This window comes from Streptomyces sp. NPDC126503, from assembly GCF_040302405.1.
GTDB classification, from domain to species: Bacteria; Actinomycetota; Actinomycetes; order Streptomycetales; family Streptomycetaceae; genus Streptomyces; species Streptomyces gulbargensis.
This window is the reverse complement of record NZ_JBEORS010000041.1, coordinates 1-24,133: the sequence shown is the minus strand read 5'-3', so window position 1 is coordinate 24,133 and position 24,133 is coordinate 1. Positions and strand designations below refer to the sequence as shown.

23 protein-coding genes and 1 pseudogene are annotated in these 24,133 nt (G+C 71.2%); 13 read left to right on the top strand and 11 right to left on the bottom strand.

Annotated elements, in window-relative coordinates; translation table 11 throughout:
• On the top strand, window positions 1–165 hold a 165-nt coding region (locus ABTY40_RS30020; protein WP_352062402.1), incomplete at its 5' end, for an acyl-CoA carboxylase biotin carboxyl carrier protein subunit.
• A 110-nt stretch (window positions 166–275) separates the two neighbouring features.
• On the opposite strand, the gene ABTY40_RS30015 is transcribed toward ABTY40_RS30020, so the two are convergent.
• The 4 genes from ABTY40_RS30015 to ABTY40_RS30000 all read right to left on the bottom strand — a co-directional run bounded on the left by ABTY40_RS30015 (window position 276) and on the right by ABTY40_RS30000 (window position 5,526).
• Window positions 276–587: a hypothetical protein gene (locus ABTY40_RS30015; RefSeq protein ID WP_352062400.1), complete on the bottom strand. Its 312-nt coding sequence runs from the start codon at window positions 585–587 to the stop codon at window positions 276–278.
• Window positions 588–1,752: 1,165 nt separating this feature from the next.
• Window positions 1,753–2,697 (bottom strand): NAD(P)H-binding protein, encoded by a 945-nt coding sequence (locus ABTY40_RS30010; protein WP_352062399.1) that lies wholly within the window; start codon window positions 2,695–2,697, stop codon window positions 1,753–1,755.
• Between the two features lie 56 nt (window positions 2,698–2,753).
• Window positions 2,754–3,899, bottom strand: a complete 1,146-nt coding sequence (locus ABTY40_RS30005; protein ID WP_352062398.1) for an acyl-CoA dehydrogenase family protein — start codon at window positions 3,897–3,899, stop codon at window positions 2,754–2,756.
• Window positions 3,900–4,356: 457 nt separating this feature from the next.
• Window positions 4,357–5,526, bottom strand: a complete 1,170-nt coding sequence (locus ABTY40_RS30000; RefSeq protein ID WP_352062397.1) for an IS701 family transposase — start codon at window positions 5,524–5,526, stop codon at window positions 4,357–4,359.
• A 266-nt stretch (window positions 5,527–5,792) separates the two neighbouring features.
• On the opposite strand from ABTY40_RS30000, the gene ABTY40_RS29995 reads away from it, so the two are divergent.
• The 6 genes from ABTY40_RS29995 (at window position 5,793) to ABTY40_RS29970 (ending at window position 12,384) form a co-directional block, all read left to right on the top strand.
• Complete coding sequence (locus ABTY40_RS29995) at window positions 5,793–6,701, top strand: quinone oxidoreductase family protein (protein WP_352062396.1); 909 nt, start codon at window positions 5,793–5,795, stop codon at window positions 6,699–6,701.
• A 273-nt stretch (window positions 6,702–6,974) separates the two neighbouring features.
• Window positions 6,975–7,766, top strand: coding sequence for an SGNH/GDSL hydrolase family protein (locus ABTY40_RS29990; RefSeq protein ID WP_352062395.1), 792 nt, complete (start codon window positions 6,975–6,977; stop codon window positions 7,764–7,766).
• Window positions 7,767–7,823: 57 nt separating this feature from the next.
• Window positions 7,824–9,113: a class I SAM-dependent methyltransferase gene (locus ABTY40_RS29985; protein ID WP_352062394.1), complete on the top strand. Its 1,290-nt coding sequence runs from the start codon at window positions 7,824–7,826 to the stop codon at window positions 9,111–9,113.
• 360 nt (window positions 9,114–9,473) lie between these two features.
• Window positions 9,474–10,475 carry a bifunctional DNA primase/polymerase gene (locus tag ABTY40_RS29980; protein WP_345288131.1) on the top strand — a complete coding sequence of 334 codons (1,002 nt, stop codon included), beginning with the start codon at window positions 9,474–9,476 and terminating at the stop codon, window positions 10,473–10,475.
• Complete coding sequence (locus tag ABTY40_RS29975) at window positions 10,472–11,983, top strand: DNA primase family protein (protein WP_352062393.1); 1,512 nt, start codon at window positions 10,472–10,474, stop codon at window positions 11,981–11,983. Before ABTY40_RS29980 ends, ABTY40_RS29975 begins: the two co-directional genes overlap by 4 nt.
• Window positions 11,980–12,384 (top strand): DUF6009 family protein, encoded by a 405-nt coding sequence (locus ABTY40_RS29970; protein WP_309053551.1) that lies wholly within the window; start codon window positions 11,980–11,982, stop codon window positions 12,382–12,384. Before ABTY40_RS29975 ends, ABTY40_RS29970 begins: the two co-directional genes overlap by 4 nt.
• Window positions 12,385–12,931: 547 nt before the next feature.
• Here the strand turns inward: ABTY40_RS29970 and ABTY40_RS29965 are convergent.
• The 4 genes and pseudogenes from ABTY40_RS29965 to ABTY40_RS29950 form a co-directional block, all read right to left on the bottom strand.
• Window positions 12,932–13,472, bottom strand: a pseudogene (locus ABTY40_RS29965) (MerR family transcriptional regulator); the annotation flags it as partial.
• 301 nt (window positions 13,473–13,773) lie between these two features.
• A complete protein-coding gene (locus ABTY40_RS29960; RefSeq protein WP_352062392.1) occupies window positions 13,774–15,069 on the bottom strand; it encodes a ParB/RepB/Spo0J family partition protein in 1,296 nt (431 codons plus the stop codon).
• Window positions 15,066–16,313, bottom strand: coding sequence for a ParA family protein (locus tag ABTY40_RS29955; RefSeq protein ID WP_352062391.1), 1,248 nt, complete (start codon window positions 16,311–16,313; stop codon window positions 15,066–15,068). Before ABTY40_RS29955 ends, ABTY40_RS29960 begins: the two co-directional genes overlap by 4 nt.
• A gap of 542 nt (window positions 16,314–16,855) precedes the next feature.
• Window positions 16,856–17,134 carry a hypothetical protein gene (locus ABTY40_RS29950; protein WP_352062390.1) on the bottom strand — a complete coding sequence of 93 codons (279 nt, stop codon included), beginning with the start codon at window positions 17,132–17,134 and terminating at the stop codon, window positions 16,856–16,858.
• 297 nt (window positions 17,135–17,431) lie between these two features.
• Here ABTY40_RS29950 and ABTY40_RS29945 point away from each other — a divergent pair, with 297 nt between their 5' ends.
• Window positions 17,432–18,007, top strand: coding sequence for a transcriptional regulator (locus tag ABTY40_RS29945; RefSeq protein WP_345288148.1), 576 nt, complete (start codon window positions 17,432–17,434; stop codon window positions 18,005–18,007).
• 142 nt (window positions 18,008–18,149) lie between these two features.
• Complete coding sequence (locus ABTY40_RS29940; protein ID WP_352062389.1) at window positions 18,150–18,704, top strand: Uma2 family endonuclease; 555 nt, start codon at window positions 18,150–18,152, stop codon at window positions 18,702–18,704.
• 74 nt (window positions 18,705–18,778) lie between these two features.
• On the opposite strand, the gene ABTY40_RS29935 is transcribed toward ABTY40_RS29940, so the two are convergent.
• Together ABTY40_RS29935 and ABTY40_RS29930 are read right to left on the bottom strand one after the other, a co-directional pair.
• Complete coding sequence (locus ABTY40_RS29935) at window positions 18,779–18,943, bottom strand: hypothetical protein (protein WP_352062388.1); 165 nt, start codon at window positions 18,941–18,943, stop codon at window positions 18,779–18,781.
• Window positions 18,944–18,953: 10 nt separating this feature from the next.
• The gene (locus ABTY40_RS29930) at window positions 18,954–19,865 is read right to left on the bottom strand and encodes a hyaluronoglucosaminidase (RefSeq protein ID WP_352062387.1); all 912 of its coding nucleotides are present in this window, start codon (window positions 19,863–19,865) and stop codon (window positions 18,954–18,956) included.
• Between the two features lie 318 nt (window positions 19,866–20,183).
• Between ABTY40_RS29930 and ABTY40_RS29925 the strand changes: the two genes are divergently transcribed.
• Window positions 20,184–20,558 (top strand): DUF6009 family protein, encoded by a 375-nt coding sequence (locus ABTY40_RS29925; protein ID WP_352062386.1) that lies wholly within the window; start codon window positions 20,184–20,186, stop codon window positions 20,556–20,558.
• A 39-nt stretch (window positions 20,559–20,597) separates the two neighbouring features.
• Here the strand turns inward: ABTY40_RS29925 and ABTY40_RS29920 are convergent, their stop codons facing one another.
• Entirely contained in the window at window positions 20,598–20,747 is a 150-nt protein-coding gene (locus ABTY40_RS29920) for a hypothetical protein (protein WP_352062385.1), read from the bottom strand.
• A 395-nt stretch (window positions 20,748–21,142) separates the two neighbouring features.
• Between ABTY40_RS29920 and ABTY40_RS29915 the strand changes: the two genes are divergently transcribed.
• The 3 genes from ABTY40_RS29915 to ABTY40_RS29905 all read left to right on the top strand — a co-directional run bounded on the left by ABTY40_RS29915 (window position 21,143) and on the right by ABTY40_RS29905 (window position 23,578).
• Complete coding sequence (locus ABTY40_RS29915; RefSeq protein ID WP_352062384.1) at window positions 21,143–21,748, top strand: dihydrofolate reductase family protein; 606 nt, start codon at window positions 21,143–21,145, stop codon at window positions 21,746–21,748.
• A 1,066-nt stretch (window positions 21,749–22,814) separates the two neighbouring features.
• Window positions 22,815–23,267, top strand: coding sequence for a MarR family transcriptional regulator (locus tag ABTY40_RS29910; protein ID WP_352062383.1), 453 nt, complete (start codon window positions 22,815–22,817; stop codon window positions 23,265–23,267).
• The gene (locus ABTY40_RS29905; protein ID WP_352062401.1) at window positions 23,267–23,578 is read left to right on the top strand and encodes a replication initiation protein, RepL2; all 312 of its coding nucleotides are present in this window, start codon (window positions 23,267–23,269) and stop codon (window positions 23,576–23,578) included. The genes ABTY40_RS29910 and ABTY40_RS29905 overlap by 1 nt, the downstream gene beginning before the upstream one ends.
• Window positions 23,579–24,133 lie beyond the last annotated feature (555 nt).

Below are 24,133 nucleotides of genomic sequence, written 5' to 3'. Positions count from 1 at the left end.
GAAGAAGGCCAGGAAGTCAAGGAAGGCGACCTCGTCGTCGTCCTCGAAGCCATGAAAATGGAACAACCCCTCAACGCCCACAAATCCGGCACCGTGATCGGCCTCGCGGCCGAGGTCGGCGCCTCGGTCTCCTCGGGCGCGGTCCTCTGCGACATCAAGGGCTGACACCCGGCCGGCCGGTGCTCACGGACGACCATGAGCACCGGCCGTCCGTCCGCTCGGGACCCTCAGGGAGGCGTCCTGCCGAGCCGACGGGGTTCGGATGCGCCCCGGTCTCAGCCGCTGCGGCGCATGGGCACGACCACCTTCTCGCCGGTGGCCTTCTCGCCGAGGCGGAAGAACTTCACCTGCCCCTCGCTGTGGGTGTGCTCCAGCCAGCCGTCGTGGGCAAGCTCCCGGCGGGCCCGGGAGAAGTGCGGCGCGGGGGCACCGATCAGCTCAGCCAGCTCGGCCGCCGTCTTCTCCACTGCGTGGTCGAGTCCGCCGTGCACCGCGTACGTCATCAGCATGTTCTGCTTGAGGTGCGGCAGCTCGCTGATGCGACGCTGCAGCTCGGCGAGCTCGGGGTACGGGTCCTGGCGTCCCATCGGTCGTGTCCTTCTTCTCCGCGTCCGGTCTTCCCGGCAGTGTCGGCAGATGGTAGGCGGCGGCTTCCTCGGACTGCTCCTCGCCTGTCAGGCTCGAGATGATGTGCGGACTCGCTCGGTATTTGATCGTTCGGCCTACGACTTCGGCAACCAGGAAGAGCTTGTTCTCCGCCAGTTTCTTCGCGATGCGCCGCGTCGCCTGAGGAGTGAGCCCCAGGTGCCGGGCTGCCTCGCCGGCGCTGGCGCCGCCCTTTTCGTAGGTCATGATCCCGCAGTAGAAGAAGACCCGGATGTCGTCCCCCGTCAGCCCCGACTCGTGGGCGAGCATCGCCGGCACGCGCTCGAACGAGATCTGCCCGAACCGCCCACCGAGGCGGTAGGCCCGACGCTGTTCTGGTTCGCCCTCCCATAACTCCTGGACCTCACCGGTCTGCCTGTTGACCAGGCTGCGGTAAGAGCTGCGCGCGTGTTGCCGCACCGACGACCCCCCACCTGTGCTTCCGACGGCACAGAGATTACCGCAGGCGACATGTCGTGGGTGGTCATCGGAGGAACCCCGGGGTTCCTCCGATGATGCCTGACGACATGTCGCTGGGCGACATGTATCGGCATCCTAGGATGCCTATATAGGCATCGTAGGATGCCGATACTTTTCGCGTTTCCGCAGGTCAGAAGCTTCGGGTGGCTGCGCCCTCTGTATGTATAAAAGGAACAGCAACCACGGAGGCCGTCCGCCGGACCGGGGTCGTCGTCTCCGGCCGTCACCACCGCTCCCGACTACGGGGGCCCGGCGCCGGTCGATGAGCAGGGTGGCTGATGCCGCATATGGCCGAGGTGACCTCCTCGCCGCCGTCGTTCGTCTGCCGCGCCGTCGTGGCCGGCTTTCGGTGGCTGAGGCCCAGGCACGCGGATGGGGAAAAGGGGCGCAGGTGTCGCGCGGGCGCGGCCGGGTGGTGCACGGGGGGGGGAGGCCGCCATGACCAGGGGCCACCGCCCGGCGACGTACCGACGTACCGGACGACGGCCCCGGGCCTGGCACGGCTCATCGGCCACCCAGGGCAACGCCCTGGGCCCCAGGCCCATCAGGCGGGTACGGGACCGACAGGCACGGACGGCCACCACGTACAGACCGGCGCGCGGCCCGGAGCCCGGACGGATCCCGCGCTCAGAGGTCCCAGACCCCGCGCGTGACCGCGTCCTTCACGAAGTCGTCGAAGTCGCGCGGCTCGCGCCCGAGCACCCGGCGCACGTCGTCCGTCGGCTCCGCGTTCTTGCTGTCCCGGATCTGCGCGGCCAGGTCGGCGAGGAACAGGGCGTAGTCGGCGGCCACGTCGTAGCAGAGCAGCTCGTCCACGTACTCCTGGTGCGTCACCGGGTGGTACCGCACGTCCCGGCCCGTCGCGTGCGCGATGGTGTCGATGACCTGGCCGAAGGTGAGCGCGCGCGGCCCGCTGAGCTCGTACGTCCGCCCGGCGTGCCCGTCCTCCAGGAGCGCGGCCGCCGCCACCGCGGCGACGTCGTCGGCGTCCACGAAGGGTTCGAGGCCGTCCCCGGCGGGCAGCGGTAGCTCACCGGCGAGCACGCAGTCGAGGAACACGCCCTCGTCGAAGTTCTGGAAGAACCAGTTGGGGCGCAGCACGGTCCACTCCGCCCCGCACTCCTGCACGCCCCGCTCCCCGGCGATCAGCGACTTGCCCCCGACCTGCTCGGTCACCCGGGCCTGGAGCAGCACCATGCGGCGTGCGCCCCGGTCGACGGCGAGCTCGGCGAAGGCGCGGATGCTGGCCTCGGCGTCCCACTGCCCGGGCCGGTCCTGCGCGTCCACGAGGTAGACGGCGTCGGCGCCGTCGAGGGCGGGCTCCCAGGTGTTGGGGTCGTCCCAGTCGAAGCGGACCGGACCGCGGCGGCTGGCGGCCCTCACCCGGGCGCCGTGGTCCTTGAGGAGCGGGACCAGCCGGCGGCCGGTCTTGCCCGTCCCGCCGAGGACGAGGACGGTCGTGTCGGAGTGGTCGTCCGGGTCCTTCACCACGTACGGGGCGGCCGTGACCGCACGCGTGGTGCCAGAGGTGCCGGTGGTGGTGCCGGTGGTGGTGGTCATGGTGGTGGTCATCGCGACGGAGAGCCTTCCTGTGGGAACCGGTTGCGGAGAAGGAGCGCCCGCGGCGGTCACAGGAACGGGGTGTCGGGAGCGAGACCGAGGATCGCCCGGCCGTGCACTTCCTGGTTGGTGGTGAAGGTGAACAGCCCGTGGAGCGACAACCCGCGGATGTCGCGGTGGAAGCGCTGCAGCGGCTCGTCGCTGAGGATCACCGAGGCCCCGGCCGCCTCGAACAGGCCGTCGACGGCCTCCTTGGCGAGCTGGATGGCGTAGGCGGCCCGGCCGCGGGCGGCGGCCCGCTCGGCCACGTCCGGCTGGGTTCCGGCGTCGGCGTGCTCCTGGAGCCGGCGCAGCCAGCGCTCCTGGAGTGCCTCGGCGGCCTCGATCCGGTTGGCGGCGACGGCCACCTGCACCTGCGTGAGCGGCGACAGGCTCTGGTCGGTCCAGGAGGTGTAGGTGATGCCCCGCCCCGGCAGCCGCTCCAGGAACCGCTCGTACGCGCCCTTGGCCATGCCGATGTACGCGGCGGCGCCCTGCGCCATGAAGAAGGGGACGAAGGGGTAGTCGCCGCCGGCGAGGATGTCGGTGAGCGGCACCACCCGGTGCGCGGGGACGCTCACGCCGGCGGCGGTCACGGTGGAGCTTCCGGTTCCGGCGCCCGCGGAGGCGTACCAGTCGTCCGCGACGGTGAGCGCGGAGAGCGGGACGAGCGCGGCGTACGGGGCGGGGGTGCCGTCCGGGCCGGTGAGGAGCGCGGCGAGCAGCGCCCAGTCCGCCCCCCGGGAGCCGGAGATCCACTTCCAGGAGCCGTCGAGGGTGTAGCCGTCGCCGCCGTGCGCGGTGAGGCTGCCGGAGGGGGTGAAGCCGGTGGAGACCCGTACGGAGCCGCCGGCGTACACCTCCTCCTGGGCCTGTTCGGGGAAGAGGCTCGGCACCCAGGCACTGGAGACCCAGATCATGGAGACCCAGCCGGTGGCCGAGTCGCCCCGGGCTATCTGGTTCAGGACCGCGGCCTGGTCGGCCACCGGCGCCCCGAGGCCGCCGAAGCGGCGCGGGACGGCGAGCCGGAAGACACCGGCCTTGTCGAGAAGTTCGATGTTCTCGTCCGGGATCCAGCGGCGCTGTTCCGCTTCCGCTCCGCTCTCCCGGAGCGTCGGGACCAGGGCCGTCACCTCGTCGAGCACCGCGGTGACACCGCTGTCAGTCCTGGTCATCCTGCCTCCTCAGCAGTCGTTTCCCGTATGAGACTCGCTGCGGTGCCTCAGCTACGAGAATTCCGCTCCCAAGGCAGCGGCGAGTGCTCCGCATCCTCCCTGACACAGGGTCATATGGGAGTCATCCGGAACTCTGCGGCATATGGCGAGATTCCGGTGGACGGAGGATGAGGAGGAGGAGACCCGGGGGTGATGGGGTGCGGTTATGGGAGGGGGTCAGGGCATTGCCCCGGCCGACCGGGGCTTGGAGGCCGGGGCAATGCGGAACCGGAACCCGCAGCCATCATGCGGCAAGCCGGTGAGCTGGGGGAAGAACGCACTTCTTGGTCAGTAACCCACCCCTGGGGAAGTGGTCCGGGAGCGGCCCGATGGGGGGAGCCGGCTCCCGGACGTCCGAGTGCGCGGCGCGGTGAGGAGGACCGCGCCACGGGGCCGGCGGATGCGGATGTCCGCGGCATCATCGCATCCGCCCTTCGCGTACGTCGCGCACCTCACGTCCCTCGCGGACCTCGCTGGCGAACTCGTCCCCGGCCGGTTCCGCCGCCAGGTCGGCGAGTTCGAGCGTGTCCACCGCGTAGGCCGCCGACACCAGTGTCATGTGGTGGTGCCAGCCGGGGAAGGACCGGCCGGTGAAGTCGCTCATGCCGTAGTCCTCGCCGATCGCGGCGAGCGCCGCCCCGGAGGTGGACTTGAGCCGCAGCAGGGCGAGGAAGTCGCTGGAGGCGCCGTCCAGCATGTTCGTCAGCCACACCCGGCGGGGCCTGTCCCGCGCCGGCGACCACTCGGCGAGCAGCCGGAAGCGTCCGGCGCGCGTGCCGTCGGGCAGGTCGAGCCACGACGGGGAGTTCAGGGTCACGAGCGGCCCGCGCACCGGCGGCTTGAGGACGGGGGCGCGCCGCTGCTCCTCGGCGCCGAGCGACAGCAGGAAGCCGGCGCCGCGCGCCATGAGCCCGGCGGCGGCGCGCGCGGTGTCGCCGGTGCCGCGCAGGTCGAGGATGACGGGCGCGCCCCGGCCGCGCCGCGGCTCGGGCAGGCCGTCGAGGAGGTCGAGCGCCAGCTCCTCCAGGGGGCGGCGGCGCACTCCCTCGGGGATACGGGCGCGGCGCCGGTGCGTCTCGTCCTCGCCCCAGGCCCGGTTGAGGTACAGCCGCCAGTCGACGGGCAGGCTGCGGTCGCGCTCGGTGAGGAACATGCCGAGCGCGACCTGACAGTTCAGGGAGCCGCCGGTGGGGGTGGGGCGCCGGTGGACGCCCACGATCTGCTCGCCGTACTTGGGTATGAGGGCGAGTTCCAGGACGGTGGCGCGCGGGGTCATCCACTCGCCGGCCAGGCGGGTCAGCGCCCGGCGCGGCGGCCGCCAGTCCCACGGGCTCTGGTTGACGAACTGCTGGAGGGCCTGGAGGTCGGTGGTGGAGGACGCCATGGCCCGTACGGTCTTGCGGCCGGGCGAGGTGAGCAGGGCCCGCAGGTACGCCTTGGCGCAGCGCCGCTGGTCGGAGCGGGGCAGGTTGCCGAACACGGCGTTCACGAACCAGGCGGGGACCGGTTCGATCCCCGTGCCGGTCTCGGTGTCCGCTCCCGGCGGGGTGTCCGTCCCGGGGCGTTCCCTGGTGAGCTGCTGCACCATCTCCGCTCCTCGTCGCTCGCCCTGTCGGAGGCCACCCTGCCGACCGGCTCTTGAATTTCGCGTGGAGCCCGCGTGCCCCGCCCTCCGACCAGCGCGAACCGTTCCGGCGCCCCTCGGGTACGCCCCGGCCGGACCCCGCGGCCCCCGCCGAGGCCCCCGCGGACGCCGTCCGCAGCCCCCCTCAGCTCCGACGCCCCGCCCCCGACGCCCCGTCAACTCCCGCCCCCCGCACCGCCGCTGTGACGCACCCGGTACCGTGCGTGCCCATGCTCGCGATACGGTTCGACCGCTTCGGCGGCCCCGAGGTCCTCACCCCCGTCGACGTCCCCGCCCCCGTGCCCGGCCCGGGCGAGGTCCTCATCACGGTGGAGGCCGCGGGGGTGAATTTCGCCGACACCTTCCAGGTGGACGGCTCCTACCTGGACGCCGGCCTGCTCCCCCACATCCCCGGCGGCGAGGTCGTCGGCCGGACCGGGGACGGCCGCCGGGTCCTCGCCAAGGTGACCCACGGCTACGCGCAGCAGGTCGTCGCCCGGGAGTCCGCCCTGGTCGAGGTCCCCGAGGAGCTCGACGCGCCCCGGGCGCTCGCGCTGCTGACGCAGGGCCTGACCGCCTGGCACCTGCTGCGTTCCGCGGCCCGGCTGGAGGCGGGCGAGAGCGTGGTCGTGCACTCGGCCGCGGGGGGTGTGGGCAGTCTGGCGGTGCAGCTGGCCCGCGAGTTCGGCGCCGGTCTCGTCCTGGCGCAGGCCTCCACGCCCGAGAAGGAGCGGCTGGCCCTGGACCTGGGGGCCGACGGCCCGGCCCGCTATCCGCTGGACCGGCGGGTGGACGTGATCCTGGACGCCGCCGGCGGTGACCTCTTCGACCGGGCGCTCGGCTCCCTCGCCGATTTCGGCCGCCTCGTCACGTACGGAAACGCCTCCCGTTCGGCCTTCTCCGCGCTCGACCCGGCCCGGCTCGGCCGCCTCAACGCCTCCGTCGTCGGGTTCTGGCTGCGCCCCACGCTGGCCCGGCCGGGTGCGCTGCACGAGCCGCTGAAGGAGCTGTTCGACCTGACCCTGCGGGGGCGGCTGCGGCCGGTGGCGGGCCCCGAGTACCCCCTGGCCGAGGCCCGCCGCGCCCACACCGACCTGCGGGAACGCCGTACGACGGGCAAGGTCGTCCTGCGCCCCTGAACCCGCCCCGGCCCCGGCGCACCGGACCGGGGCGCCGAACCCGTCCGTCTACCCCACCTACCCCACAGAAAACGAACCGACCACGCGGAATGTGACACTTTCACGACCTGTCCTTTGGTCCTCCGCCGAAACCGCGTGAAGCTCTGGCCATGAGACGGCGCGGGGGCAGGTCATCTCATGCCCTGACTGCCCCTGCCCCCGGGCCGCCTCGACCGTGACGACTCCGGTGCTCCGACGCGCCGGCGGAACCGAGGGGCGGGGAGGGGACACGTCGTGCCGGAAGGGAACGGACCCTGGTCCGCGGGGTCCGGCATCTGCTCGTACGCGGCGCTCGGCGACAGCTTCACCGAAGGGGTGGGCGACGAGACGCCCGACGGCGGTGTCGTCGGCTGGGCCGACCGGCTCGCCGGCCGCCTGGCCCGGCACTGCCCGGCGCCGGAGTTCCGCTACGCCAACCTCGCCGTCCGCGGCCGGCTGATCGACGAGATCATCGAGGAACAGGTGCCGCGCGTCCGGGAGTTCGCCCCGGACCTGGTGACCTTCTGCGCGGGCGGCAACGACATGCTGCACCCGGGCAGCTCCCCCGACGCCATCGCCGCGCGCTTCGAGGCGGCCGTCACGGAGCTCACCGCGGCCGCCGGCACGGTCCTCGTCTTCACGGGCTTCGACCCGCGCGACACCCCGGTGCTGCGCCGGCTGCGCGGGAAGATCGCCATCTACACGGCCCACATCCGCGCCATCGCCGACCGGCACGGCTGCGCGGTGGTCGACCTGTGGTCGCTGCGGGCGATCCAGCACCCGCGCGCCTGGAGCGAGGACCGGCTGCACCTGTCCCCGGAGGGGCACGAGCAGGTCGCCCGGCGGGTCGCCGACGTCCTCGGTCTGCCCGAACCGCCGCTGCCCACCGCCCCGTGGGCACCGGAGCACCGCCCGTGGCCCGCCGAGCAGCTCCAGGACCTGCAGTGGGCCCGCGAGCACTTCCTCCCGTGGATCGTCCGCCGCCTGACCGGCCAGTCCGCCGGGGACGGCATGGGACCCAAGCGTCCGGACCTCTCCCCGCTGTGACGCGCCACCGCGTCGTACGGGCGGAGACGGAAGAGACGGAAGAGAGAAAGGCATCCCGTGGCTGCTGACGCCGCACACCGACTGGCCGCCCTCGCCGCGCAGGCGCTGGGCACCCCGCTGCCGCTGCGGCTCCGCGCCTGGGACGGCAGCGAGAGCGGACCGCACGACACCCCCGTCCTCGTCGTCCGCCGCCGCCGCGCCCTGCACCGGCTGCTGTGGCAGCCCGGCGAACTGGGCCTGGCCCGGGCGTGGGTGGCCGGGGAGATCGACGTGGAGGGCGATCTGTACGAGGCCCTGGACCGGCTCACCGCCGTCGTCCCGCCCGACGCCCACGCGCTGGGACGCCGGATGCTGCGCGACGGTACGGCCGTGCGCCTGGCCGGGTCGCTGCTGCGGCTCGCCGGGCCGGGCGTCCCGCCGCCGCCCCCGCCGGAGGAGTCGGTCCGCCGCCGGGGCGGGGCGCACACCAAGCGCCGCGACCGGGCCGCCATCAGCCACCACTACGACGTGGGCAACGACTTCTACGCCCGCGTGCTCGGCCCCTCGATGGTGTACTCGTGCGCCTACTGGGAGCGGCCCGGCGGCACCCTGGAGGACGCCCAGGCCGCCAAGCTCGACCTCGTCTGCCGCAAGCTCGCGCTGCGCCCCGGCGACCGGCTCCTCGACATCGGCTGCGGCTGGGGCTCGATGGTCCTCCACGCCGCCGAGCACTACGGCGTGCGGGCCACCGGCGTCACCCTCTCCGTCGAGCAGGCCGACCTCGCCCGCAAGCGGGTGGCCGAGGCGGGCCTGACCGACCGGATCGACATCCGCGTCCAGGACTACCGGGACGTCACCGACGGCCCGTACGACGCGATCTCCTCCATCGGTATGGCCGAGCACGTGGGCCAGGTCCGCTACCAGGAGTACGCGCAGCGGGCGTACCGGCTGCTCAGGCCAGGCGGCCGGTTCCTCAACCACCAGATCGCCCGCCGCCCCCTGGACGACGAGGCCGGTTACCGGGTGGACGCCTTCATCGACCGGTACGTCTTCCCCGACGGCGAGCTGTCCCCCGTCGGTTCGACCGTCTCCTCCCTGGAGCGCGCCGGGTTCGAGGTCCGCGACCTGGAGGCCCTGCGCGAGCACTACGCCCTCACCCTGCGGGCCTGGGTACGGAACCTGGAGGAGCACTTCGCGGAGGCGGAGCGGCTCACCTCGCGGGGCCGGGCCCGGATCTGGCGCCTCTACATGGCCGCGTCCGCCCTCGCCTTCGAACGCAACCGCATCGGCGTCAACCAGGTGCTGGCCGTCCGCACGGCGGGTGACGGCACCTCGTCCATGCCACTCGTACGGGGTACCTGGAACTGACCTCCCCGATCGACGCCCTGACTGCTCCGACCGGCCACAGGAGTGCCGGACGGGGCCGCCGGGTGGACCCGATCCATCCCCCCTTCCGTCGGGTTCACCCGGTCCTTCGCGACCGGCGGTACCACCGTTTCAGCAGGGGCTCACGGGATTCCGTCCCGGCCTCCGCTAACCTACTCGAAGCATATTTTGGCTTTGAGTCGCTTCGGTCGCTGAGAGGAACTCCGCATGACCCCTGACCTGGGGAAATCAACAAGCGACTCAAGGTGCCCGGCCCCGACCGAGCGAGTCGCCGCGCACATGTCCGACCGCCCCGGCACTCCCCTGGACATCGCCGCGTGGTGCGCTCGACAAGGGTGGCCCGTGCATCCTCTCGCACCCCGCCGCAAGACACCCAGCGCGAACTGCCGTGATTGTCAGGTCCGCCCCCACTCCCACCACAACTGCCCCTGCATCCCCGCCGGCCGCTGGTGCCACGGCTTCCACGCCGCCACCACCGACCTCACCCGCATCGAGTCCTGGTGGGGACAGCAGCCCGGCTTCGGCGTCGGAGTGGCCTGCGGCGGCGCCGGCCTGGTGGTGATCGACGTGGACGCCCACGAAGCCCTCCCGCCGCAGCGCGAACGGCTGTTGCCCGGCATCCCCATCCCCCCGTCGGTCTCCCTCAAGGGCCTGCGGCACGGTTTCCACAGCCTCGCCCTGCTGGCCGCCCTGCGCGGACAGCCCGACCCGTGCGAGGACACCACCACCCTGCGCGTACGCACCCCTTCCGGCGGCATGCACATCTGGTACACGGCCGAACCCGGGCAGGCCTGGCAGTGCTCGGCCGGATCCAGCCCCTCGCGCGCCCTCGCCTGGCAGGTCGACGTCCGGGCCCACGGCGGCTACATCATCGCGCCCGGCACCACCACCGACGCCGGGACGTACACGGCCGTCGGCCCGGCCCGCCTCCCCGCCCCCCTGCCGTCCTGGCTCGCCCTCGAACTCGCCCGCACCGGGCACCTGCCCGCGCCCCCCGCCCAGCGCAACGGCTCCCCGGTCCCGCACCGCGCCCGCGCCGCCGTCCTGGCCGCGGGCGGCGGCCGCGCCGCCGCGGGCCGTACCCTCGCGACCGTCCTGGCCGCCGTCTCCGCCTGCGCGACCGTCCCCGAGGGCGCCGCCTTCAGCGACAAACTCAACCGCGCCGCCTACACCGCGGGCGGGCTCGTGAGCGCCGGGCACCTCAGCGCCTCCGACGCGGAGTCCGCGCTGCTCGCCGCAGCCCTCCACGCACGCCCCACGCAAGAACGCCGAGCCTTGCAGATCATCCGCAGCGGAATGAGCGCCGGCCGCCAGCGTCCCCTGATGCCGGGAGCCCTTTCGTGACCCGAGTACCCGACCACGACGGGCTGTTCGACCCGGAGGAGGTGGCTCGGCAGATCCTGCTCTCGTCCCCGCCCGCCGTCCCCGCGCAGAGCCAGCCCGCCGCCCCCGTACCCCCGCACGCCACCGAACACGGCCTGCTGCCCGACACCCTCAGCGACCGGGGCAACGCGAAACTCTTCGTCACCCTGTACGGCCGCGACTTCCGGCACGTCCCCGGCATCGGCTGGTACCGCTGGTCCGGCTACCGCTGGGCGCTCGACGAGGACGACAACGTCATGTGGGCCGCCGGCGAGATGGCCGAGTCGCTCGCCGAGACCGACCCGCGCGGCCGGTACACCGCCTCCGAACTCCGCCGCCACCAGCGCCGGGCCCTGTCCACCTCCGGCATGAAGGCCATGCTGCTCCAGGCGAAGTCCGCCCCCGGCATGGTCCTCAACGCCGCGCGCCTGGACGCCGACCCGTACGCCCTGTGCACCCCGAACGGGGTCGTCGACCTCGCCACCGGCCAGCTGTCCGCGCCCGACCCGGAGAAGCACTTCCATTCCCGGGCCACGAGCGTCTCGGCCCGCGCGATGTCCACCCCGCGCTGGAACCGGTTCCTCACCGACACGTTCGGCGACGACGAGGAGGGCCGCCAGCTCATCGACTTCCTCCACGAGCTGCTCGGCTACTCCATCACCGGCGACGTCGGCGCCCAGATCATGCCGTTCCTGTACGGCCAGGGAAAGAACGGCAAGAGCGTCCTGCTGGACGTCATGGTCAAGCTCCTCGGCGACTACGCCGACGCCGCTCCCCCGGGCTTCCTGATGGCCCGCCCCTTCGAGGGCCACCCCACCGACCTCGCCGAGCTCCACGGCCGGCGCATCATCGTCTGCTCCGAGCTCAAGCCGGGCGACCGCTTCGACGAGGCCCGCGTGAAGCTGCTCACCGGCGGCGACCGCATCAAGGCCCGCCGGATGCGCCAGGACTTCTTCAGTTTCACCCCGACCCACAAGCTCTGGCTGCTGGGCAACCACCGCCCCGAGGTCGGCACCGGAGGCTACGCGTTCTGGCGCCGCATGAAGCTGATCCCCTTCGAGCGGGTCGTCGCCGCCGACCGGCAGATCGACAACCTCGCCGACGTCCTGGTGACCGAGGAGGGCCCCGGCATCCTCCACTGGCTGATCGCCGGCGCCCGCCGCTACCTCAGCGGCCCGCGCGACCTCACCGGCCCCCAGCAGGTCCGCACCGCCACCTCCGCCTACGCCGAGACCGAGGACCACACCGGCCGGTTCCTGGGCGAGTGCTGCACACTGGATCCCGCCATGCGCGCGGAACAGAGCCAGCTGTACAACAGCTACACCGGGTGGTGCCGACTGGAAGGAGCCAATCCCGTCTCGTCCCGTGCCTTCGCGGCCCGGGTCCGTGAAACCATCGGCATCAGCACGCCCAAGCAGATGATCTTGTCGAATCAGCGGAAGTTCTACCCGGGCATCGGACTCAACGCCGAAATGGGAGAGACGGTATGAGCGCGCTCATCGAGCCCGAGCAGCTCAGCTCCGAGACGGAACTCGTGTGGCTGGAGGACATCGAGCCCCTCGACTACGTCCGGCAGACCCTGGACAGGCTCCCCACCCGCCGTGGGAAGCCCGCCTACCACCGCGCGGGACGCATGGTCGGCTACGCCGTCCTCGGCCCCAAGGCCCGCTCCTCGCGCGCCTCCGGCACCTTCATGCGCCGCGTCTTCTGGCTGCTCCCCCACGACCGGGACGGCCAGCCGACCGGCCTGTACGCCTCCGGAGCCCCCTCCGAGGCCATCGACCCGCGCACCGTCGCCCCCGGCATCAAGGGGTACAAGACCCAGCGGTCGGAGGGCGGTCCCGAGTCCGCCGCCATGCGTGAACTCGGCATGACCCTGCCCGAGGCCTGACCGCCCGATCCCCAGCGACTGAGCCGCTCCTCCCGGGAGCGGCTCAGTCGCTTTCTCGGTCGCTCCCCGTCCCTCGTCTCAGCGACTGTTCGGTCGCTGCTCCGCACTGTTCCGCTTCGGTCGCTGGCCCCTGAGACCCTCCAGGACCCCCAGCGACCGAAGAATCCCGCCCTTCAGCGACTCTGCGCACCCTTCAGTCGCTCCGATAAAACCGCAGGTCAGAGCCTTTTCCCCACCGCTGGAGCGACCCAAGCGACTCAAGCTCGGACTTTATAAGGACATTCGCGCGCGCGTGTGCGTGTCATAGATAGGAGGCTTCAGTCGCTTCAGTCGCTTTTTGGTCTTTCAAACCCTGTCTGACCTGCACTTTTACCTCAGCGACTGAACAGCGACCCAAAATCCTTCAGTCGCTCCCTCTTCAGTCGCTGGGTCGCCCTTCGGTCGCTCGGTCGCTGCCGGGGTACGTCTTCCCGGGGAGGCTTCTCGTACGGCCCCGGCCCCCTGGAGGGCGGGCCCGGCCACCTAGAGCCGCCCCGGGGCCCCGGCGTCAGGAACCGGCGCCCCGCTCCCTCTCCCGCAGGTACGTCTCCAGCCCCGCCGTCCCGCCAGCAGGGCCTGCCTCCGTGCCGCCAGCCGGCCGCGCCAGTCCTCCAGGACCCCTGCCAGCGGCTCCGCCCGCCCGCCTCCCGCACCCGGCCCATCGGCGGGGCGATCTGTTCCAACAGGTACCGGCCCCGGCGCAACTGGCGCGCCATCAGGGCGTCCCGCACCACGGCCGCGTCGTACGCCCGGTAGCCGGTTCTGGGGTCCCGCGACGGCCGGACGAGCCCGGCCCGCTCCCTTTTCCGCAGGGTCGCGGGCCGCACCCCAAGACGCCTCGCCAACAGCCCCACGAAGACGCCCCGGACCCGAAAGTCCACCGCCCCCTCCCCAGGGCCTCTCAGGGCCCTCGGAGGCCGTCAGATCGCCCAGGGGCGGCCCTCCACCGCCCGCAGGGTCCTCCGGCCCTCCAGGAGCAGCGAGTGGCTCTCGTCGACCAGCCGGCACGCCTCGGCGGGTGCCGGTACCGGCACCCGCCGACAGGTGGACCGAACCCGCCGTCATGCGGGACCCCGCCCGCTCTGCCCCCCGGAGGCCGGGCAACTGCGCCTGCTCGCCGACGACCTGGAGAGACCTTCCTCGGCACCCAGGCCCCGCACCTGCGCGCGACGGCCTCCCCCGACCCCGGCCGCCCGGGTCTCCACTTGGTTCGGCTACGCCCCGCTCGACCCGACCCCCCTCGCGGGCCTGGACGCCCTCGTGTTCGTCAAGGACCTCCCGGAAAGCTGACCGGCTCACACAGGAAGGGTCCCTCCCCCGGCCTCGGGGAAGGGACCCTTCGCGTACGCCTTACGGAAGTTGCCGCAACCGCCGAGACGTCTCCTCCAGGATGGTAGCGAGCCGCAGCCGCCCCGCCTCGGGCAACCCGCGCGCGAGGTCCGCCACCAGGGCCTCCGTACTGCCGGTCAGCTCGATGTACCGGTGGATGAACCTGCTCCGCTGCCCGTCGCCCAGCCCCGCGAGCGCCTGCTCCATGACGGCGGCCCCGTCACTCCATGGCGCCACCGCCCCCACGCCCACCGCCCGCTCGGCCGCGGCAGCCGCGCGCGGCTCGGGCAGCTCCGCCCCGCCGACGGGGTTATCACGGCGTGATAGGTCCGCCGCCGTCGTGCTCTCCGGCCCGGGGTTATCACGGCGTGATAGGTCGACGCGTTCGGCACCTGCCCCGGCACTCCCGCCGCCCGGGTTATCACGGCGTGATAGGTCGGGGCTCGCCGTCGCCGTCCGGGGCACGGGGTTATCACGCCGTGATAGGTCGGGGCTCGCCGTCGCCGTCCGGGGCACGGGGTTATCACGCCGTGATAGGTCCGGCCCCGTCGTCACCGTCTCGGGCGCCGGGGTATCACGCCGTGATACCCCCCGCCCCTCCGCCGCCCGCCGCTGCCGCTCCTCCGCGCGGGCGTCCGCCTTCTCCCGCTGCTGCTCCGGCGCCAGCTTCGCCAGGTTCCGTACGTCCTCCAGCCGCCGGCGCCCCGCCAGCAGATCCGCCTGCAGCCCCGGGTCGAGGTCGAGGATCGACAGCTTGGACGAGATGGTCGACTGTCCGATCCCGAGCCGCTTGGCCGCCTTGTTCTGCGAGCCGTAGAACTCGACGAGCTTCTGCAGCGCGTACGCCTGCTCCAGCGGGTTCATGTCGTCGCGATGGACGTTGGCGACGAACGCCGCCTCCAGCAGGGATTCGTCCGTCGCGACGAGCGCGTTGTTCACGCTCACCCGGATCGTGGGTTCCCCCGCGAGCCGCGCGGCTTCCAGCCGCCGGTGCCCGTCGATGACGATGTACCGGGCGCCCTCGTCCACCTCACCGGCCCGCTCCGGCCTCTCCGAGAGGTACGCGTCGACCGTCGCCACGGTGATGGAGTTGACGAGCCCGATCTCCCGGATGCTCTCGGCCAGCCCCTCCAGGTCCCGCAGCTCCTCCCGCGGATTGTCCGGGTTCTGGCTGATGGCCCCGAGAGGCAGCTCGGTCGGCTCGGGCACCCCCGCCGTGGGCGCTCCCGTGGCGGCACCGATCGCGGCCCGGCGGGCACTGATGGGACGGGCCTGCGCGAAGGAGGCTCCCGCCCCCAGGTTCTTGGCCTTGCTCACTTGCTGATCTCCCGGGCGAGAGCGCGGAGGGCGACGGACTGCTCGCAGCGCGGCGCGTACGCGAGCAGCGGCCGCTTGGCACGCACGGCTTCCTTCTGCTCCTTCAGGTCACCGATGACCCCGACCACGCGCGGATCCTTGATGTCCATCCAGGACTGCAGGGAGGACGTCGCGATGTAGCCGCGCCGCGCGTCGTAGTGGTTCACGACGAGCCCGAGATAGTCGATGTCGAGCGCGAGATCCCCCCGCATGTCCTCGATCTGCGAGGTGAGCAGACCGTAGGCGTCGGCGCTGCTGTCCTCCGCCTGCACGACGATCAGGACGCCGGAGTTGCCCGCCACCTCGTTCGTCCGCCGCCGCCCGTAGTACGAGGCGGCGTCCATGCTCAGCCCGAGGCTCGGCGGGCAGTCGATGAGGATCACGTCGTAGTCGTTCTCGACGGCCCGCAGCGCCCGCTCCAGGGCGGCCTCCCGGGCCCGTACGGAAGCGAGCCGTACGTCCAGGAGGAAGGCGTCGGTGCACGCCGGCAGCAGGTGCAGCCGCCCACCGAACCGGTCCTCGTCCACCGTGACGACGAGCTCCCGGAGATCCCCCTTGCCCTCACCGGCCATGTGGTTGGTGAGGGAGTCCCCGTTCATGGGGAGCGGCTCCTGCCCCAGCTGCTTGGTGAGGTGCCCCTGCGGGTCGAAGTCGACCAGCAGGACCCGCTGCCCGAGCCCCGGCAGATCCTCCAGCGCGAGCGGATCGGTCCGCCCCTCCCCCGTGTCCAGGAGCGCGGCGAAGTGCTTGGAGACGCGCACGGGCACGAGAGCCGCCGGATCCTCGGCGAGGGCTTCCCCGAGACCGGCCGTGATGGCGGTCTTGCCGACCCCGCCCTTCTGGTTGCACACGACGATGCGCCGCACGATCGCCGGCCGCTTCACCTCGGGAACCGGGTTGTCGGCCAGCCACAGCGTGACCGCCTGGGCGATGCCCTGGGTGAGCGAGATTCCCCGCTCCTTGCAGTCGGCGCGGAAGCCGTCCCACAAACCGCTGGGAAGGAAGGTGGAGTAGCTCTCCGCGTCCCCCGTGTCGACAGAGGGCAGAGCGGCCCCGAGCCCGCGCCAGGCGGTGATCCCCGCCTCGACCGCGTCCTGCATGTCGAGCCCGTGGAGAGCGGCCCGGACCTTGAGGTCCTGCCGGAGAGTACTGGTGAGCTTGGTGACGACCTTCTCCCGGTCGCCGCCCGTGTCAGGTGACGTCATGAGCGTCACCTTACTAACGTTGGAGATCAAGTTCAGCCCACGACACGTTAGTAAGGTAACCAACTCCTCAGGGGTTATCACGCCGTGATAACCCCTCACCCCCGTGGAGACCTATCACGCCGTGATAACCCACGACCCGGTAAGTGGGCCACGCGGCTGACTTATCACGCCGTGATAAGTCAGCCGGCACCCGGCAAGCACGGCCCAGCGCTGGAAGCATCACCCCCGGCCCTCCCGCCGACGGCCTATCACGCCGTGATAACCCCTGCGGGATGTGCCCGCTGGTCACGCCGTGACGACTCCGGGCGTCACGAAGCCTCACCGAGGTCGCCCTGGCGCGCCGTTGCCGCCACGCCGTCCACCGACCGCCCCTGGACGGGGCTTCGGGTTATCACGGCGTGATAACCCCGGCGGCACCGAAGGACCCGCCCTCGTACCACGCGGCGCCCCGGCAGCAGCCACCGGTTTCCCGGACGGGCCCCGCGCCGGGGCCGTCCTGCGGTCCGTCGCCAGGACCGTAGGACGACCTCCCGTCCGTGCGGTCAGTGGGGCGGCAGAAGGCCTTCCTCCTGCGCCACGTGGGAGCACGCCATGGCTGCGGACGTCATGCCGAGCCGCTCGAGCACCTCGATGGACTCCAGCAGGATCCGTGTGTCGGCGTCGGCCATGGCATTGCCACAGCGGTCGCGCTCAGCCAGGTCCTCGGGAGCCGTGGCGGTGCGCAGTTCGGTCACTCGGGCGGCCAGCGCGTCGCGGACTGCCTCCATCTCGGCGATGCCGCGCACCGCGCGGGCGATGTCTGCGTCGGTCAGGTCGTTCATGCGGTTCAAGACGGCGCCCCTCTGCCTCGCGTCACACCATCGTCCCGGCCTGTGAGGGAGGACACGACGACGCCGCACCGGTCCCTGTGCCTCTCCCCTCCGGTGCACGGCGTGCCGACCACGCCGCGGTCCACAACCCGAGCGATGCCCCCGCACCCCTCGCGATCGGCGGGGCCCGGCATCCTGTCGTCGCTCCGCCACGCCCCGGCGGGCCGCACGTCGTCGTACACCCTCGCCATGACCTGCACCTCCCCGCACTATGCTGGGACCACCGATACCAGCGGGAAGGGATGCGGGGTGCCGGAAAGAAACAACGAGTTCGGCAAGTTCGGTGCCCGCGGCACCAAGGGCCACGAGTTCGTCGCCCGCCAGCTCGACGACCTCGCCGGTTTCATCGCCACCCCCATCCACCAGCGCCGCGGCCTCCTCGCGCGCCTCCACTACCTCACCCGCACCGACCACGCCCGCCAGGCCGCGCGCGAAGCCGGCCTCACCGTCACCGACCGCACCCTCAAGGCGTGGCTCGACGGCCGTCGCAGCCCCTCCCGGAAGAACCTCGAACGCATCGAGACGGCCTACCGCACGGTCCGCCGGCAGAACGTCGCCCGCTACCTCCTCGCCCGCCTCAACCGCCGGGGCCGGGGAACCCGCGTCGAGTTCCACCCCCTCAACCAGTCCCAGGTCCCCCGCCCCCACCAGCGGTACGTCGAGTTCCGCACCCTCAACGTCCGTCGCTGGGACCGCATCGTCAGCGCCTGGACCGCCGGCGACGACGCCCGACTGGACGACGTCTGGGTCAACGACGCCGTCATCGACCTGGGCTCCGAGTGGGGCCAGTACGAGTACGTCTCCAACATCGGCTTCGCCGCCTGACGGCTTTTCCGGGGACCCGACCACGCCCGGCCCGGCGGTCCCTGCGGCGCCGTGCACGGGCAGATACTGAATTCAGTACCTGCTCGAGAGCGGAGTGAGCCATGAGGACATGCCCCAGCGTGCCCGGGAGGAGGCCCCCACGATGAGCACGGCGGCCGACTACGAAGACGTCGATCCGGAGCGCGCCCTCAAGTACGCCGTCCAGCACATCAGGGGTGACCGCGCCCAGATCATCGAGGGGATCATCGAGCCCGTGACGCCCACCTGGGACCACGAAGCCGCCGCGGAAGCCATCCGCGACCAGATCCGCGCCCGCGCCCGCGAGCTGGGCTGCGTGACCGGGTCGGGCAACCTGGACCTGCCCGGCTCCTCGAACTGGTTCGTCCCCGACATCGCCGTCGTCCCCGCGGCCCGGGCGAAAGGCGCCACCGCCCTCCTCCCCGAGGACACCCTCCTCATCGTCGAGGTGACCTCGGCCTCCAACGGGGACACCGACCGCATCGTCAAACGCAAGCGGTACGCCGAGTACAACGCCCCGCTGTACCTCGTCGTCGACCGCCAGGAGAAGAGCGTCACCCTCTTCTCCGAACCGGGCCGCCTCGGTTACACCCGCGCCGACGGCCCCCACCCGTACGGCACCGTCATCACCCTGCCCGAACCCTTCGGCATCGACATCGACACCAGCGGCCTGACCTGACCCCGGAACCCGAAGGCCCCCACTGCGCGACCGGAGAGTCCCGTGTCGCGCAGCGGGGCAGGACCGGAGGCCGGTCAGGCCGGTGTGCCGGGCTCGTCGTCCACGGAGGCCACCTCGGACAGACGCCGCCTCAGGGCCTCGTTCTCCGCCTCCAGATGCGCGATCCGCTTACGGGCGAAATACAGCTCCATGACCGCGTCCTGGAACTCCGCCACCAACTGCTCAGGAGTCAGTTCCACAGCCGCCACCTCACGCCGGCGCGATCGTGGTCACGGTACCGGAGGACCCACGCCACTTCAGGGCCCCGCCCTCCGCGAACAGAACACCGCCGTTCGTCGGATCACCGGTCGGCACGACGGTGGCGTTGCGAATCCCGATCACGCCGTCACCACCCCCGTACGACTCCGCCCCCGCGACACCGAACTGGGCGTTGTGCGCGGCCAGGGCACCGCTGTTGAGAATCCGCAGCTTCGCCACACCCGTCCGGTCACGGAACTCCGCGATGCGGCTCTCCGACACCGCGTTCGCCTGCATCAGCAGGCCGATGAGGGAATCCCGCTGGGCGATCTCCACCCGGCCGCGCGGAGTGGCACCGATCGGAATACCGACACCGACCTGCCCGCCGCCCTTCACCACGAAGTCGTCCACCCCGTTGTTCCGCAGCGTGATCAGATTGCCCTTCGTGGGGCCCGTGGTGTGCGTGACGAAGATGCCCTGCGCCGCCGTCCCCCCGGCCCCGTCCACCGCTCCCGTCGTCTCCAGATAGACCGACACGGCGGCCGCTCCCCCGTCGGAGCCGTCCGTGTAACCACGGTGGGTGATCTTGAGGGTCCCGCGGGCCTTCTCCGTCCCCGACAGGTACATCGCCGAGTCGTGGGGGTTGTCGGAGATGACGTTCAGCGCGACCCCGTTCCCCGCCACACCGTCCTGGTACGCGACCAGTGCGTGCAGCTTCGTGGTCGTCGCCGTCGACGTCGTACGGAAGGTCGACGTCGCTCCGCCGACGGTCCGGAAACTCTGCGCCTGCACCGCCCCGTCGAAGACGACGTCCCCCTCCGCCGACACGCCCTCTTCGGCCGCCGACACCGGCCCGGCCCCCGCGACCACGGACACGGCCCCCGCCGTGAACGCCCCCAGAAACAGCCTTCGTGTACTGCCCACGTCTCGTCTCCCTCCCCTGACCGGCCTGGCACGGCGCCACCGGCCCCGCCACGCTAGCGCCCTCCCACCGCGCCCCCGGAGGCAGCCCGGGCCCCTTCACCCGCACGGTCACCGAAGCCGCCGCACCGACAACCTCGCCTCCGAACTCGTCCGCGGCGAAGGCGTCCGCCCCGCCACACCTCTCACCTCCGGCACAGGCCCGCTTCACCGCACCGGCAGGTCGCCGTACGATGAGGAACCGGTGACTCCGCCGACACCCACCCCCCTCCCACACCGGGCCACCGGCCCCACCGACACGACCGACGAAGGGCTGCAGACATGAGCTCGCTGTTGAGCGAAAGCGATCTCATCCACGAAGCAGACGTTGTGTGGCTGGAAGACACCGAGCGGCTCGACTACGTCCGCCAAGCCCTCGACAAGACCAGGCGGCGCAACAACCGCCCGCCCTACCTCCGCGACGGCCGCATGATCGGCTACGCACTCCTCGACAGCACCGCCAAATCCGACCCCGACAGCGGCCTCTACAAGCGCCGCGTCTTCTTCCTCCTCCCCCATGACCGCGACAGCGACCCCAACGGCGTCTACCGCGAAGGCGCCCCCGGCGAAGCCGTCGACCCCCGCACCATCGAAGCCCGGCGCCCCGGAACCAAAACGCTCCGCTCCCAGAAGGGCGCGGCCGCCCTCAGGGCATGAACAGCCCGGCGGCGCACGCCCCCGCCTGAGAGCGGAGGCTCAGCCGGTGTCGATGCCGGGAGCCCGGGCCTCCGGCAGTACCTCCGCGTGGAGGCCGCTCTCCAGAACGCAGGACGCGGGGTCGCCGATCCCCCGCTCGGCCGGCCGCGCGGGCAGGTCGTGGACCGGCAGGAGCGGCCGGAGAACCATTCGGCGTGATCCGGAACGCATGGGTACCTGGTTCGCGGGCACACGGATGCCGGGGTGGTGGGACGGCTCCTGCTGCTGTCCCTCACGGTCTTCCCCCTGCCGTGAGGGACAGCAGCAGGAGCCGTCCCTCGCTCGGCGCAGGACCGGTCCGAAGCTTCGTTCAGGAAGCCAAGGAAGCCTGCGATGCACGGAGCGACCGACGCCCAGGAGGCCGGCGCCACCGACCAGCGGCTCCTGGAGATCACGGCCGAAGCGCAAAGAGGCTCCTTCCAGGACGGCGGCCAACGCGCCGCCGACGGGCAGAGGTCCCCTTCCCCGACATCGAGCAGCGCGGCCGATGAGTTTGCGGCTCCCGGCCGGTCCTAGCTTGTGACATCCCAGGAAAGGACACCGCCATGTCGGAGCTTCTCGTCGACTTCATCACCTCCCTCGACGGCTACGCCTCGGGAGAGGGATGGCCCGGATTCTGGGGCCTCGAAGGCCCCGAGTACCTCGCCTGGCTCGGCAAACAGCCCGAGGTCACCTACCTGATGGGAGCGAACACCTACCGCCTCATGTCGGGCTTCGCCGCGGGTGACGTCCCGAAGGGGCAGGACGAGTTCAGGCCCGAGGAAGAAGCGTCCGTGGACGAGCTCACGCGAGCGTCCAAGGTGGTGTTCTCCTCCTCCCTCGAGGCTCCACCGACGTGGGCAAACACCACGCTCGTTCGCGACGACGCCGTCGAGACGGTCCGCGCCATGAAATCGAGTGGCTCGGGGCTCCTCAGCACGATCGGGAGCCTCAGCCTCTCCCGGTCCCTGCTGCGAGCCGGACTCGTCGACCGCTTCCGGGTTGTGATGTTCCCGGTGATCACCGGGGCCACGGGCGAAGAACGCATCTACGACGGCTACCCGGACGTCGCCCTCGAGATGATCGACCACCGCACCTTCGACGGCCGCATCCAGCTGGTCGAGTACAAGCCCCGCGTCCTCGAGCACCCGCCGCTCGCCGTCCCTGCGTGACCGTCGTCCTGTCCGCCGGTCTGGACAGCCGTCAGGCCGGCGCCAGAGGGTTCCGCTCGACGGAGAACCGCGGAGCCGGGATAAAGCCGGTCGGCGGACAGCCGTCGGCGGTTGACGCTCGAAGCCACCGCAGTGGACCTTTCCGACACTGCGTGATGTAGCGAACGGCCCGGTCCCAGAACTCTTCTGCTGGTTCCTGGCAGTGCTGACGTGCGGGTCACAGACCCTAAGGCCGGGGAGACCACCGCCAGTGGAGACACCACGGGTCCACCTTGGCACCGGCTGTGTGGTGACGCTGCGTGGTACCAGGGGCCTTCGCCGGCCCCTGGACCCCGCTGCCCCACCACTTCCCGGCGCGAAACCGTTTCGTCGTGGCACAGACCATGCGCGCCGAAAAGCGGCGGGGTCGTGTCGGCGGGCAGGTCGACGCCGGGCAACTCGACGATGGATCGGGCTTCTGTGGGTCGAAGGCCGACCGGGGTCCTGGCACGTGGCTGAGCCTCGTTTGCCCTGCCTTGAGTCGAGCGGCGGAGTCGGGTAGGCGAACGACATGCGTGGGGATGAGTCCGGGCCGTAGGGGCTTGTGCGGTGCGCGAGGTCCACCTCCTGGGTAAGGGGAGAGAGCGCACCGGCCAATATGCCTCTGACCTGCAGGAATGCCTTAGGAAGCCCAGATCGGGGGAACTGGCAGGCAGATCCCTCAGCCGTGGAGGGCGATCTGCCGACCCGTGCACTCAGATCCTGCAGTCGCTCCACTCAGTCCTGGGAGCCGTGCATCACGATCTGAGGAACTGGGAGGGCGTTCGAGCGATCGGTGACCACGTCTCTATGAACCGCTCACCACGATCCGGCAACAGCACTAGATTGACGTCACGTACATGAGTGGCCGCAGGAGCATCCCGGATCCGCGCGGAGAACGGAGCGGCGATTCCTTCGCCTGAGAGCAAGCGACATGGACGACAGGCGCAGTTGATTGACGTCCTGCTCATGTACGTTAGGTTCATCTGGTCGGCCTCCCAGCCGTCCTGGTGAACCACTCAGCAACCCCGCGCTACGGGAGGGCCCCTTGGGAGCACTGCGCAGGCTGGTTGACGCCGACACAGGTGAGCCGGTCCCCTATGCGCCATATGCCTTTTCGGGCAGGCATACACAGGTCGACAAGGCGCGCGTCGAGGCGATCACTGAGTCGAAGGCATTCACGCCCAGCCAGAAGTTCCTCGTCCTATGGTGGATCGGTGCCTCGCCCGAGGGCATGGAGCCGTTGAGGGCGACGGGAGCAGACATCGCCAAGCGGGTAGGGATGTCCACCGATGCGGTAGGAAAGATCAACAGGAAGCTGGCCAAACACCGCATCCTCATCATCCGAGGACGTATCGGCAATTACAACTTCTACCGGATCAGCCCGTACATCGCCTTTCACGGAACGGGCATTGAACAGCGCGAAGCGGTGAAGACGTGTAACCCCCCGGACATCCCCGGATTCAACGAGAACGCCCCTGCGCGGTGGGAGGCCCAGTGATCAGCAGCGTCGACAAGCAGAAGAACCTGGAGCTGCTTGAGAAGACGGCCGGCATGACCGCCAACCAGCGCCTCGTCGTCATGCTGTACGCGCTTCACCCGACCGACCGGTCCGGTGCCGTTCTGGAGACTGCCGCCAACCTGGCCAAGCTCGTCGGCATGGCCCCTCCCGTCTTCTCCCGCACCCGCAAGCAGGTAATCGAAGCCGGCTGGCTCGAGGAGACTGAAAGGATCGGGCACATCAAGTACTACCGGCTCGATCCCAAGCGCATGGGCGAGAGCGTCGTCGTCCGTCTCCGGCGCGCGACCTGACGTCACACGAACCGCACCTCATTGACGTGACGTACATGAGGTGCGGTTTCCAGGACGTTTCCCTTGCTCTCCAGGCAAACCGAAACGATGTGCCAGGAGATCACGCTTCCCACACAAACGGCAGCCACCGCCGTGGTGTGGGCGGGTGTGCCGACGAGGCGCTCGTCGTGGGGCAGGGGAGCGGTCAGCCGGCCCGGCCCCGCGAGGGCGAGGCCTTCCGGGGTCCGGGGGAGGGCCAAGGGCCTTGCGGACGGGAAATCTGAGGGAGCATCGGACCGGGGTTTTTAGCGGGCCCGGCCCCTTGATTCCTCACCGAAATCGGTCACCCTCACTTCCTAGCCAGCTGCTTTTCTTGAATTCGCGGAGCGAATTCAAGCGGATAAATCGCGGAGCGATTTATCCGAGCGTCACGGAGTGACGCTTTGCCAACTGCGCTGCGGAGCAGCGCAGTTGGACCGCCGCGTAGCGGCGGCGCGTCGCGTCTGCGGAGCAGACCGCGCGCACGCGCGGAGGCGGGGGAGGCGGAGGCCAGGAAATCGGCCATGGAGGTGTCGT